Annotated in this window: 9 protein-coding genes and 1 pseudogene; 1 reads left to right on the top strand and 9 read right to left on the bottom strand. The window is 63.1% G+C overall.

Annotation, left to right across the window (positions count from 1 at the left end; translation table 11 throughout):
- From VGU61_RS12205 to VGU61_RS12185, 5 genes and pseudogenes are all read right to left on the bottom strand, one after another.
- A pseudogene (locus VGU61_RS12205) lies at positions 1–427 on the bottom strand (secretion system protein E); the annotation flags it as partial.
- Between the two features lie 30 nt (positions 428–457).
- Positions 458–2,053, bottom strand: coding sequence for a tetratricopeptide repeat protein (locus tag VGU61_RS12200; protein WP_326859400.1), 1,596 nt, complete (start codon positions 2,051–2,053; stop codon positions 458–460).
- On the bottom strand, positions 2,053–3,768 hold the full coding sequence (locus VGU61_RS12195) for a type II and III secretion system protein (protein WP_326859399.1): 1,716 nt from the start codon (positions 3,766–3,768) through the stop codon (positions 2,053–2,055). Before VGU61_RS12195 ends, VGU61_RS12200 begins: the two co-directional genes overlap by 1 nt.
- Before the next feature lie 216 nt (positions 3,769–3,984).
- Positions 3,985–5,487: an ExeA family protein gene (locus VGU61_RS12190; protein ID WP_326859398.1), complete on the bottom strand. Its 1,503-nt coding sequence runs from the start codon at positions 5,485–5,487 to the stop codon at positions 3,985–3,987.
- Positions 5,488–5,554: 67 nt separating this feature from the next.
- Positions 5,555–6,271 (bottom strand): ABC transporter ATP-binding protein, encoded by a 717-nt coding sequence (locus VGU61_RS12185; protein ID WP_326859397.1) that lies wholly within the window; start codon positions 6,269–6,271, stop codon positions 5,555–5,557.
- Between the two features lie 222 nt (positions 6,272–6,493).
- Between VGU61_RS12185 and VGU61_RS12180 the strand changes: the two genes are divergently transcribed.
- The gene (locus VGU61_RS12180; RefSeq protein ID WP_326859396.1) at positions 6,494–7,390 is read left to right on the top strand and encodes a DMT family transporter; all 897 of its coding nucleotides are present in this window, start codon (positions 6,494–6,496) and stop codon (positions 7,388–7,390) included.
- A gap of 458 nt (positions 7,391–7,848) precedes the next feature.
- Here VGU61_RS12180 and VGU61_RS12175 read toward each other — a convergent pair whose 3' ends face one another.
- The 4 genes from VGU61_RS12175 to puuE all read right to left on the bottom strand — a co-directional run bounded on the left by VGU61_RS12175 (position 7,849) and on the right by puuE (position 12,740).
- Positions 7,849–8,790 (bottom strand): lipase secretion chaperone, encoded by a 942-nt coding sequence (locus VGU61_RS12175; protein WP_326859395.1) that lies wholly within the window; start codon positions 8,788–8,790, stop codon positions 7,849–7,851.
- Positions 8,791–8,799: 9 nt separating this feature from the next.
- On the bottom strand, positions 8,800–9,732 hold the full coding sequence (locus VGU61_RS12170; RefSeq protein ID WP_326859394.1) for a triacylglycerol lipase: 933 nt from the start codon (positions 9,730–9,732) through the stop codon (positions 8,800–8,802).
- Positions 9,733–9,999: 267 nt separating this feature from the next.
- Complete coding sequence (locus VGU61_RS12165) at positions 10,000–11,775, bottom strand: allantoate amidohydrolase (RefSeq protein ID WP_326859393.1); 1,776 nt, start codon at positions 11,773–11,775, stop codon at positions 10,000–10,002.
- Positions 11,772–12,740 (bottom strand): allantoinase PuuE, encoded by a 969-nt coding sequence (gene puuE, locus VGU61_RS12160; protein ID WP_326859392.1) that lies wholly within the window; start codon positions 12,738–12,740, stop codon positions 11,772–11,774. The genes VGU61_RS12165 and puuE overlap by 4 nt, the downstream gene beginning before the upstream one ends.
- Positions 12,741–13,189 lie beyond the last annotated feature (449 nt).

Here is a 13,189-nt window from a genome sequence, read left to right as displayed (position 1 = left end):
TCGCCCGCGTGATCTCGGAGTCGCCGGCCAGCATCGGCTTGACGCCGATGTCCTTGCCGAGCATCGCGCTGATCTGGTCCAGCGCCACGATGTTGCTGGTATCGGCCATCGCCAGCATCAGCGTGCGCTGCTGCTTGTCGTACACCATCGGGAAGACGCGGTAGCGCTTGGCGACTTCCTTGGAAATCAGCTTGATCGCGGCGGCGTCGACGACGATGTTGTTGAGGTCGGTGCTTTGCTGGTTGAGGTTTTCACTCAGCGCTTCGCGCACGATCGCTTCGGTCACGAAGCCGAGCTGGGTCAGCAGCTTGCCCAGCGGGATGCCGCTGCGCTTCTGCTCGGTCAGCGCGATGCGCAGCTGGTCCTCGGTGATCACGCCCTTCTGGATCAGCAGGGTGCCCAGGGGCAGCTTCGGTTTGTCTGCCATGGTGGGGTTACGAACGGCTTGAATGCATGATTATTGATCCGCCGCGGCGCGCAATTCGGCGATCCGTCCCTGGACCGATGCCGGGCTGAAGTTGCCCTGGCTTGCCGAATGCAGCGCCAGGGCGCGCCGATAGTAATCGAGTGCCAGCTTGCCTTGGTTCAGCCGGTCCAGGCTGACGGCGAGGTTGAATGCGTAATCCGGGTTGTTTGGCGCGGTCGTGTAGGCGCGGAAATAGGTTTGCTGCGCATCCGCCCATCGCGATTGCTGGGCATACAGGTTGCCGAGCGCGAACAGCACCGCGCCGGACTGCGGATTCTGCGCCAGCACTTTCTTCAGCCGGCTTTCGTTCTGGTTCGGGTCGCCCTGGTTCAGGCTGACCAGCCCGGCGATCGCTTCGCCGTCCGCGGGGTCGGCGTCCAGCAGCCTGACGTAATGGGATGCGGCCTGTTCCGGTTGCTGGCGCTTGACGGCAATCGCTGCAAGACCGAGCAGGGCGTCGCGATTGTTCGGCTCGCGCTGCACCACCCGCTCGTATTGCTGCTGGGCCGCACCGAGGTCTCCGGCGATGAAGGCTTGATAGGCCTGATCCAGGCCGGGATTGGCCGTACTAACCCTGGCGCCCGGCTTGAACTGGATCAGCGCTTGCTCGGCAGCGACATCCTCGGCCGGAGCGCGTTTTTCCCTGGCTGCCGTACCTGCGGGCGCGGGGGCGGCAGCAGGTGCTGCAGCGGCTGCAATCGCAGGAAGGGCGGCTGACGCCCTGGCGTCGTTGCGCACCGCGTTGTCCATCGCTGCGGCGGCTTGCGGGGTTGGCGTCCCGGACGGCGGCATCCTGGCGGGCACATCCGGCTGTCCGGGCTGCGCTGCCGTGGCAACCGCAGCAACCGCAGGCACCGGCGCGGCCGCTTCGGGGGTTTCGCCGCCCGCTGGCGGAACGGTGTTCTCTACCGGCGGCGCGGAGGCGGGTGCCGGGCTGGCCACGACGGCGGGATACTGGTTCATGGCGGTCCCGGAGAGCTGCCAGTAGTAATAGGCGAAGACACCGCCGAACAGCCCGATGGCTGCCAGTCCCAATCCTGCCAGGGTGCCGGCGCGCCGCTTTTTTCCTGTCTGTTTCGATGAAAACACCGCCTTTGCCTGTTGCTGGGCGAGCAGTACTTTCTTGCTGTCGTCGAGTGCCTGCTGCCGTTCCGCGGCGTCCTGCTGCGTGACCCTGTTGGCAGGACTCCTTGCGGGCTGCACCGGTTCGGTTCTTGCAGCCGGGGTCGAAACAAGGGGGTCGTGCTGCATGGCAGCGGCGGCAGGTATCGCTTGCGCGGCTTCGTTCATGCCTGGCGCGGCGAGAGCATCCTGCACCTGAAGCCCGGCGGAAGGCGGTACGACCGGCGCTAATGCCGGTTCCGCAGCCAGTCCGGCGGCGGAAAGAGGCGGTGCGATGTCGATGACCGGTTCCAGCGCCGGTTCCGGTTGCTGATGCTGCAGCGGCGGGGCCTCCATCGGAAACAGCGACATTTCCGCCAACTTCCCGGCAACCACTGGCTCCGCAACCGGCAAGGGGTCGCGCGGCACGTCCTGGTTCTGCTTCGCGTGCTCGGCTTTCTTGAGCGCCTGCATCAACAAGCTCATCAGCCGGCTCCATTTGCCGCGGGCGGCGCAAGCGAGGGTACGGGCGCTGGTGTTCCGTAGGGCGGATTGTTCAGCGGCCGGTCGCGGTTGGGCAGGTAATCCCGGAACTCGCGATAGTCGCCGTTCAGGCTGGCGTCCTTCACCACGACCGGCCGCATGAAAATCACCAGCTCGGTCTTGCTTGCGTTCTCATTCCGGTAGGCCAGCACATCGCTCAGCAGCGGCACATTGTTCACACCGGGAATGGCGTCCTTGGCATTGTTGATCGAATCTTGCATGAGTCCGCCCATGACGGCGATCTGGCCGCTCGATACCTTCAGCACGGATTCCATCTCCCGCGTCTGGATCACGGGCACATTGCTGACCACCGGTGTCGATGCGGTGGTCAGCGCCGGATTCGGGTCCTGCACATAGCCGATGATGCGCGAGATCGTCGGCCGCACATTCAGCGTCACTTCGTCGCTTTCGGCGATCTGCGGCGTCACGCTCATCACGAAACCGACCGGCACCGTATGCACTTCGGATGTATAGGTGGTCAGCGGCGCGATGCCGACCTGCCCCGAGGTGGTGACAGAGCTGAAGGTGAAATAGACCCGGTTGTCGACGACTTTCAGCAGGGCGGTCTGGTTGTTCAGCACGCTGATCTTCGGGCTCGACAGTACCTTCACCTTGCCGAAGGACTCCAGGAGCTGGATGGTGGCGGCGATGTTGCCGAGGCTGGACGTGGGATTCGCATAGCGCAGGGTCAGCAGGCCGGGCGTGGTGCCGGTGATCACGCCGGACGGCAGGTTGACGCTGCCGCCTATCGTCTCCGTCATGGAAGCGGGGCTGCCGCCGTAGGAACCCACGCGCGACCAGTTGATGCCTTGCTGGTACTGATCGTTCAATTGCACTTCGACCACGGTCGCTTCGATCAGTACCTGCCGCTTGGCGCTCGACATCACGAGGTCGAGGAATTCCTGGATTTTCTCATGCTGGCGGCCGGTGGCCCGTACCGCGATTAGGCCGGTTTCCGGATTCGCGATCACCGATGCGGCTTCCCGGAAGGTGTTGCGACGCGGCGTGGTGCCGGCCTTCGGTGCCGTGCCCCGTGCCGGCGCACCTGCAGCTCCGGGGGCGGGCGCCGCGGCGTCCTGTTCCGCCGGCGCATCGCCGTCAGGAAGAATCTTGTCCGTTTCGCGCAGCGTGTCCTTGATGTTCTGGACCAGCGTTTCCCAGAAACGGTTGTTCGACCTGTTGGTCACCGAGGTGGTGGAATTATTGTTGCCGCCACCACCACCCGCCCCGGCGCCGGTCCCGATGCCATTGTCGGTGCCGGTGGAGCTGATCTGGGTCGCGATGCTGACGTTGCTGCTGCTGTCGCGCGAAATGTTGACGTAATCGATCCGGTAGTTGCGCAGGAACGGCGCGTCCGGCAGCACCGCCAGGTTCGGGCCGTCCAGTTCGTATCGCATGTCCACCTGCCTGGAAATCCGGTTCAGCAGCTGTGGCAGGGTCTGGTCCAGCGCATTGAGGGTGACATAGCCTTCGATGTCCGGATGGATATCGATATTCAGCTTCGCATCCCGTGCCAGCGCGAACAGCAGCGACTGGACCGGCACCTTGTGCACCGTGACGCTATAGGTTTCCGCTTTCGGCGCCGGTTTGGGTGGCCTGAGGGCCGGGCTTTGCTGCACCGGCTGTGGAATGCTCCCGGCTGCCTGGGGTGCCTGCATCAGATGGCCGGCAGACGGTGCCGCCGGCTGCGTTCCGCAAGCCGTCAGCAGGAGGCATCCGCAAAGAGAGGTGGCCGCTTTGATCATTCGCGTTTTGTCGTTGGTTCTTGTAGGCGGAACGCTGTAACAAACTGTTGCAGCCAGCCAATTCTATGTCAGAAAACCTTTCCCGGCAGAATGAATTCGCACGCCTGTGCGGCTAAGCCACAGGAATACTTATCTATCCCACAACGATTCCGCCTTCGACCGCTCGATCTCCGCCCGGATGCCGCCGAAGGTGCGCAACTGCGGGCGGTAGCCGAATTCCTTCGACAGGCTCGCGATGGCGTCCATCGTCTGCGAGCGGGAAGCCAGGCTGTCGTAGGCAACGCCGTAACGTGTTTCTTCGCCGATCCGGGTCGGGTACACGAACAGGCGGTCCGCGCCGAGTTTGCCTTCCGCCTTGCGCAGGAAGCGCTCTACCTGCGCGGGGCTGTCGGTGGCCATCAGCGCAATCTGTACCGTGTACATCCTGTCCTGCCCGTCCTTGCCGAGAAGGGCGCGGGTCGCGGCGAGGCGCTGCTGCAGCAGCGACGCCGCGGAGGGGGCAAGCGGTGCCGGCGGTGCCGGCGTTGCGGGCGGCGCGCTGGCGGATGGGTTGGAAGCAAGGGGTGGTGGGGCGGGGGCAGCCGGTGCGGAAACCGGCGCTTCATCCTGCGCCACTGCTGTTACCGGCGGTGTCGCAGGCGACGGCGCGGATGAAGCGGTCGCAGCCGGCGCTGCGGATACTGAAGGAACGGGCACGGATGCCGAAGCCACGGGCGCCGGTGCCGCCACCGGGCGCAGGCTCCAGCCGGCCGTCGCGGCGGCCACCAGTCCGGCGAACATCGCCGCACCGAGCGCTGCGTTGCGCCGCCATTTCCGCGACGCGGTGTTGGAAAACTCGCTGTCCTGGATCGCGGCCTTCACATGCTGCGGCAGGATGGCATGGCTGTTGTCGGAAAACGCGGCGAGCAGCGATTTGTCGGCGAGGATGCTGATGCGCCGCACGATCCCTTCCGATACCGACGCGATCAGCTGCACCGCGCCCTTGCTGAATACATCCGGACCGCGGTAGCCGGCGGCCCGCATGCGGAACATCAGGAATTCCGGGATCACGTCCAGCGGCAGCGGCGGCACCTTGAAGCTGTGGGTGATGCGTTCCTTCAGCTGCCGCATGCTCGGCAGGTTCAGGCTGTCTTCCAGTTCCGGCTGGCCGAACAGCACGATCTGCAGCAGCTTGTGATGCGCGGTTTCGAGATTGGAAAACAGCCGGATTTCTTCCAGCGTTTCGAGCGGCATCGCCTGCGCCTCCTCCACCAGCAGCACCACCTGCCGTCCCGCCCCATGCCGTGTGATCAGATCGCTCTGCAGCAGGCGGATCACTTCATCCGGGCGCAGGCCGCTGGTGGCGATACCAAGCTCGGAGGCGATCGCATACACCACTTCGTCGCGCGCCAGCGTGGGGTTGACGAGATAGATCACATCCACGTTGGCGGGAAGCAGGCTTTCCAGCATCCGGCACAGCATGGTCTTGCCGCTGCCGACTTCGCCCGTCACCTTGACGATGCCTTCGCCGTGGCAGACGGCGTAGATCAGCGCTTCGAGGATTTCGCCGCGCTTGCTTCCGGCATAGAAGAACGCCGGATTGGGCGTGATGCCGAACGGGGATTGGTTCAGGCCGAAGTGGGAAAGGTACATGGGTGTCTGGCTTTCAGATGGAAGTTCGTCAACGCCGCATGGCGCGCGAGCCCGGCTTGCGATTCGGTCATGCGATGCATTTCATGAATGCCTGCTCCAGCGTATCGGCGCCGAACTCGGCCCGACACTGCGCCGGCGAGCCGACAAAGCGCAGTTCGCCGTCATGCAGGATCGCCATGCGGTCGCAGATTTCCTCGACATCGGCGAGGGCGTGGGAGCTGAAAAACAGGGTGCGGTTGGACGAGCGCATCGCTTGCAGGCGCGCCTTGAGCAGCGCGCGCGCCTTCGGGTCGAGCCCGCTCATCGGTTCATCGAGGATGTACAGATCCTTGCGCGCCATGAAGCAGGCCGACAGGCCGAGCTTCTGCGTCATGCCTTTTGAATAAGACCGCACGGGGCGGGTCAGCGCAGAAGGATCGAGGTCGAGCGAACGCAGCGTCGCTTCCGCTTCCGCCTGGTCGTAAGCGATGCCCTGCAGCTTCAGCGCATAGCCGAGAAAATCGCGGCCGGTCAGGTAATAGGGCGGCATGAAGCGTTCGGGCAGGAAGGCGATCGGGCGGCGCGATTCGGTGCGGCGGTTGCTGACGCCGAAGATATCGATCTCGCCCTGGTCGACGGCGCAGAAGTCGAACAGGCATTTGATGAGTGTCGTCTTGCCGGCGCCGTTCATGCCGACCAGGCCGAAAAATTCTCCGCTGCCGATGTCGAGGCTGACGCCGCGCAGCGCGGTCTTTTTTCCGTAGCGTTTGACGATGTGTTGGAATTTCAGTGCAACGGCTGTCATGTCTTGGTTGCGGGTTCGCGCTCAGGATATCGGGCAGATTGTAACCACAGGCAATGCGGGTGTATAGGAATGAATCGGCGCCTGTGTCATCGTTGATAACGGCCGTTCCCGCGCCTCTTGTCATTCCGTCATCCGCGACCGGTTATCGTGTCGGCAATGCAGCGATCAGAGGTGCAATCGACAGCCTTACGTCCGCATCGCCACGGGCCGTCCTCCGTTATCATGACGGCCATGCCTCAGTCTCCCGCACGCCATTCCACTTCCGCCATCGGCATGATCGTCCTGTCCGCGCTGCTGTTTGCGACGATGGATGCCGGCACCAAATATCTCAGTGCTTTCATGTCGGTGGTGATGGTGTTGTGGTCGCGTTATACCTTGCAGGCCGGCGTGATGACGCTGTGGGTATGGCGCAAATATGGCGTACGCGGGTTCCGCACCGGGCATCCGGGTTTCCAGCTGTTGCGCGGCGTGCTCCTTCTGTCCATCAGCGCACTGGCGTTTTTCGGATTGAAGCTGCTGCCGCTGGCGGAATTCACCGCCATCGTCATGCTGTCGCCGGTGCTGGTGACCGCGATCTCGGCATGGTTCCTCAACGAGCCGGTGGGGAAAGTACGCTGGCTGCTGGTGTGCGGCGGCTTCATTGGCACGCTGGTGGTGATACGGCCCGGCAGCGGCTTGTTCGGCGCCTCCGCCCTGGTAGCGCTGGTGACGATGGTGGCTGCTTCCGCCTACAGTCTGCTGACCAGCCGTCTGGCCGCGCTGGAGAATCCGCATACCACGCAGTTCTATACCGGCGTCATCGGGACAGTCCTTCTGGCGCCCTTGCTGTTGTCGCAGGGAGACGCGCTGCCGGCGACGTTCGCGAGCCTGTCTGCGGCGCAGATCGGTCTTCTTTGCGCGCTCGGGCTGATCGGCACTACCGGCCATCTGTTATTGATCATGGCGTTCAGCAGGATGGGGGCGGCGTCGCTGATGCCGTTTACTTATACCCAGATCGGGTTTGCGGCGGTGATGAGCTGGATGGTGTTTCGGCATGCGCCGGATTTCTGGGCGTGGGTGGGGATGGGGATCATTGCGGTGTGTGGTGGGGCTACGGCTTGGTTGGGGAGGAGGCGGTAGGGATGATCGTTTTTGTCATTCCCGCGTAGGGTTTTGCAAAGGGGGAGTTTAAGACTACGGAGAGTCTCTCGTAATACATCAGCCTGTCATTCCCGCGAAGGCGGGAATCCAGGGCGACGGAGATTCTCCGGTGCTGCGACGCGTGCGACTCTCCGAAGAGACTAGCCGGGACTGGCCCCGGCGGGCCACTTACTTTTTTGCTTCGCCAAAAAAGTAAGCAAAAAAGGCGACCGCGGGGACGCTGCTTTTCGGGTTCCCGAAAAAGAGCGCACCAAAGCGGGAAGCGAAACAAACTCGCCTTCGGCTCAGACAGGTTTCGCTTCTTTATCCGCTTTGGTGCGCTCTTTTCCGGCAGCCGTCCAAGCGGAATTCAACGGCCACAGCCTCTTTGCACTAACCTGGTCGCGTCTCAATTTTTTTGTGAAGCCTTACGCCTGTCAGCTTTGACTACGCTCAGCTCACTCATACGCCCCCAGCCGCTTCCGCTCATCCTCACTGAATTGCGCCTGCCGCAATTGGTCCAGATACGCCTCCCGCTCCGATTCCGGCAGCCGCGGATTGCTGGCGATGAACTGGTTGCGCTGCGCGAGGTAGGCGGCGATGCGCGCCTTCCAGGCGGATTCCTCCTGATCGACTTCCGCCATGCGAGCCGCTGCTTCCGGCGTCAGCGCGGCGGCGCGCATGCGGTAGATATCGTCTTCGGTGGCGCCTTCGGCACGCATCTTGTTTGCCGATTCCTCCAGCCGCACGATTTTGAAGGGTTCTTCCCGGGCTTCCCGCAGTGCAGGCGGCAATGCGGCATCGAGCGCCGCGAGCTTTTGCTGCTTTTGCTCGGCCGTCAGGGATGTGTCGAGGCCGATCTCCAGCCTTGCCAGCGCATCGTTGTCGTAGGCGTCTTCGAGACCGAACATCGCCTGGCTTTCCTTGTCGCTGAAGAAGCGGGCGCGGGTCTGCATCAGCGCCGCCTGGCGGCCGCGGATGGCTTGCAGCGTGCCGCCGGCCAGCTGGCTGTTCTTTTCCACTTCCACCAGTTCGCGCTTGTAATCGAGATAGCGCGCCAGGAGTTCCTTTGCCTGTCCGGCGGCACGTGCTTTCAGTCGGCGGTCCAGTTCCAGTTCGATTTCCTTGCGGATGGCGTCCAGCGGTTTTTCTCCAATGGCGGCGAGGTAGTAGTCGAACAGGCGCACCAGTTCCGCGCTGACCACCAGGTCTTCGCCGTCGACCTCGATCCGGCCGTCGGGCCGCGTGCCCTCGAAAGAGCGGACGAAGGGAAACAGGTTTTGCTCGGTCGACGCTGCGGGTGCGGCGGGTGGTTCACCGGAGGGCGACAGCAGGTAGATGAAAACGGCGGCGGCCGCAGCCGCCGCCCCAAGCCACACGGATGTGGATTTTTTTATCATTCGAATGGATTACAAGCCGAGGTTTCTCAGGCGGTTTGCCTGCTGACGGTACACCGTAACCGGATTGGTTTCGAAGATGTTGGTCAGGCCAATGGTCTGGTTGACTTCATCCAGGTGGTTCATCGCATAGTCGTCACGGATCACGCGGCCGAGACGGCTGGAGCAGCTGCTCACCAGGCCGTCGTTCTTCGCGAAGCCGAATGCCAGGCCGGTCAGGGCCAGCGCCGGGTCGACGATGTCGAGCGCGTTGGTATAGGGCTTTGCGCCGCTCCACGAGAAATAATGCACGCCGCGCGCCTGGTATGCGCCTTCGCCGCAGGCGGTGGTCGGCACGCCGTAGGGATGCGTCTGGTTGAAGCGCAGCGAACCGGCGGTGCTGAGCGATACGTTGGCCGCGTTGGCGTTCTGCGGCAGGCCCGATCCACCAGACAGGAAGCTGATGATCTGCGACAGGCCGTTGGTGATCGAGGCCAGCACCGCGTTCGACAGCGAGCCGTCCGGTGCGACACCGATCAGGATGTCAGCGACTTTCGAACCCTTGTTGACACCGCCGACGCTGGTGACCGACGCGACCAGGTCGGGCCGCACCGATGCGACATAACGCGCGGTCGGGCCGCCATGGCTGTGGCCGATCAGATTGACCTTGCCGGCGCCGGTCGCGGCGATGATCTGCTTGACCTGGCTGAGCAATTGCTCGCCGCGCACTTCGGTGCTGTTGGTGGCGGACACCTGCGCCACATAGACGCGTGCGCCATCGCTGCGCAGCGCGGCGGGAATGCCGTACCAGTACTCGACCAGGCCGATGCGGTCGAAGCCGAACAGGCCGTGCACCAGCACGATGGGGTATTTGGTCTGGGTATAACCGGCAGCCCAGGACGGGGCCGGCAGTGCGACGATCGTCACCAAAGCAGCGACGATCCACTTCATGAAGCGGTTTTGCATGTTGTCTCCTGTGAATTATTTTTTTTGCAGTGTGCTTCTTGCGAGGGTGCGGGAAGAATGATGGACGGCTGGTGGGCTCCTTCTGGGTAAGTTGGTCTGCCTGATCAGAAAACAGGTGGTGAATAGTGCTTTCGAACAAAACTAACGTCGTTCGGTTTTGCATCATAGAATGAGAGTTTTAAATTAACAAGATGCACTGCAACATCTTTTGATTTAGTCAAAGATGTTGCGTGATGGCAATGTTATTGCGCCTTTTAACGGAAATTTCTACGGTGTCGCAGGCGCGGACATGCTTGGCATGAAGTTGCGAAGAAAATCGAGAAACACGCGGCACGAGAGATCGGCATCGTCGGCGGTCATGGTTTCCAGCGGATGATGACTGATACCGCCATTGCCGCAGCGGGTAAAAAGCATCGCGACATCAGTGATGCGCGCCATCATCATCGCGTCATGACCGGCGCCCGAAGGAAGGCGCAGGGGCGGGACCCCATGCCTTGCGACCGCCGCTTCCAGTTGCTCCATCAGCCACGGCGCGCAGGGCGCCGCCTGCGCCGATACGATGGGCGTCAGCTCGAAGTCGATCCGGCGGCGCGCACAAACGGCCTCGATTTCCTTCAGTACATCGGCTACCGCCGCCTCGCGCACTGCATCGTCCGCGGCACGGATGTCGAGCGACAGGCGGCAAGCGCCGGGGATCACATTCACCGAGCCCTCCGGCACCTGCAACTGGCCGACCGTTCCGACCAGCGCCGGTTCACGGCTGCAGCGGCGCTCCACGTACAACACGATTTCGGCTGCTGCCGCTGCCGCATCCTTGCGCATTGTCATCGGCGTCGTGCCGGCATGTCCTGCCGTGCCGGCGAGGTCCAGCAGATAGCGGTTGCTGCCCGCAATCGACGTCACCACCCCGACCGGCAAGCCCTGCTCAAGCAGCACCGGTCCCTGCTCGATATGCACCTCGATGAAGCCGAGCAGGCCGGACGGGTCGCGGGCGAGGGCAGGGATGGCGCCTGGCTCGTGGCCGGCCGCCTGCAGCGCATCGCGCATGGTGATGCCTGCCGCATCGCTCCTGTCCAGCAAGGCCATGTCGAAAAGGCCGGCAACGGCGCTGCTGCCGAGGAAGGTGCTTTGAAAACGTACGCCTTCCTCTTCGGCGAAACCGATGACTTCCAGGTGGAACGGCAGCTTCTCGCCACGCTCGTACAGGTGCCGCACCGCTGTGATCGGCAGCAGGATGCCCTCGCGGCCATCGTACTTGCCGGCGTTGCGCACCGTGTCGTAATGGGAACCGGTGATGAGTGTCTTCGCATCCGGATCGTCCGACAGGTAGCGGCCGACTACATTGCCGACCGCATCGACGGCAACCTGCATGCCGGCGTCGCGCATCCATTGCGCCAGTTGCGCGGCGACGCGGCGATGCGCCTCGGTCATGTAGGCGCAGGTGAGGGCGCTTTCGTCATCGCTCCACTGCGCGAGCATGTCGGCCCGGGCCAGGATTTCGCCGCCGAATTCCGGCCTGACGCCGAGCAGGTCGTTCAGGCGCAGCTCCGCGATGCGGCCGATCTGCCGCAGGTTTTCCGCGATCTCGTCGCTGCGCCGGTTTTTCAGCCGGCGGGAAAATGTGTCAATGATGGCGCTGCGGCCCAGTCCGTTGCCATCCGGGCCTTTCACGGCAAGAATGAATGGGAAGCCGAATTTCCGGTTGTACTCGGTGTTCAGCGCCTGCAGCTTCGCAAATTCCTGCTCGCTGCAATTGCGCAGACCGGCGCGCGCCTGCTCATCGGTCGATTCTTTCGTAAGCGCGCCGGCCACGGCCGCCTTGCCGGCGAGTTCCGGATGGGCACGGATCAGTCCAAGCTGTTCATCCCCGGTAGCGGTGGCGACCACCTGCTGCAGGGCCAGCTTCAGCGCAGCGGCTTGCCCGTATGGTCGCCCGCCGGCGGCACGTGCCGCGATCCACGGCGAATGCTCATAGATGCCTTGCAGCGCCTGGACGAACGCATCGGCATCACAGCGGTTCAGGAAGTCGAGCGTGATGGTCATGCAATATCCCGTGGAGTGAATGGATGGGTGGCGCGCCAGTGGTTGGCGATGTCGATGCGGCGCGTGATCCATACCTTATCGTGCATTTGCACATAGTCCAGGAAGCGCGCCAGCGCGGCGGCGCGCGCCGGCCGTCCGACGATGCGGCAATGCAATCCGATGGACAGCATCTTCGGCCGGTCCAGGCCGGAGGGATCGCCTTCGCGGTACAGCACGTCGAACGCGTCCTTCAGATAATCGAAAAACTGGGTGCCCGAGTTGAAGCCCTGCATGGCGGCGAAGCGCATGTCGTTGGTATCGAGCGTATAGGGCACCACGAGGTGCGGCCTCCTGCGCATTACCCCATCGTGACCACGTGCCTCCACCTCCTGCCAGAATGGCAAGTCGTCACCGTAGTGATCGGCATCATAGGCAAAGCCGCCATGTTCCACCACCAGCCGTCGGGTATTCGGCGAATCCCGGCCGGTGTACCACCCGGCGGGCGGGCTGCCGGTGAGGTCGCGGATGATGTCCACCGCTTCCGCCATGTGAGCGCGCTCAGTCGCCTCATCGATGTTCTGGTAGCTGATCCAGCGCAGTCCGTGGCAGGCGATTTCGTGACCCAGTTCAACGAAGGCGGCGGTTGCTTCCGGATGGCGTTTCAGGGCCATCGCGACGCCGAAGATGGTGAGCGGCAGCCGCCGTTCCTCGAACATCCGCAGCAGTCGCCACAGGCCGGCGCGGGATCCGTATTCATACAAGGATTCCATGCTCATGTGGCGCATCGGAAATGCCTGTGCACCGATGATTTCCGACAGAAATGTCTCCGATGCCGGATCGCCGTGCAGTACGCTGTTTTCTGCGCCTTCTTCGTAGTTCAGGACGAACTGCAGCGCGATCCGTGCGCCATGGGGCCATTGCGCGTGGGGGACGTTGCGGCCGTAGCCGATCATGTCGCGGGGGTAGTTTTGGTAAGTGTCGGGCATGGTGGCGGTGGGTGGTTAATATATCTCTTTGATGTCATTCCCGCACAGGGTTTTGCAGAGGGAAATCCGGGGCGACGAAGTGTCTCCGGTGATCCATCACCTCCGTCATTCCCGCGCAGGCGGGAATCCAGTATTACGGAGTGTCTCCGGTGATGCAACGCATGCGGCTCTCCGAAGAGATTAGCCGGGACTGGCCCCGGCGGGCCACTTACTTTCTTTGCTTCGCCAAAGAAAGTAAGCAAAGAAAGGCGACCGCAGGGACGCTGCCCTTCGGGTGCCCGGAAAAGAGCGGGCCAAAGCGGGAAGCGAAACAAACTCGCCTGCGGCTCAGACAGGTTTCGCTTCTTTGTCCGCTTTGGCCCGCTCTTCTCCGGCAGCCGTCCAAGCGGAATTCAACGGCCACAGACTTTATGTGTCATCGAGGGCAGTTTTAATACTTTCTGCAACGT

This window comes from Noviherbaspirillum sp. (assembly GCF_035944575.1).
In the GTDB taxonomy this organism is placed as follows: domain Bacteria; phylum Pseudomonadota; class Gammaproteobacteria; order Burkholderiales; family Burkholderiaceae_D; genus Noviherbaspirillum.
This window is presented reverse-complemented; position numbering and strand designations above follow the sequence as displayed.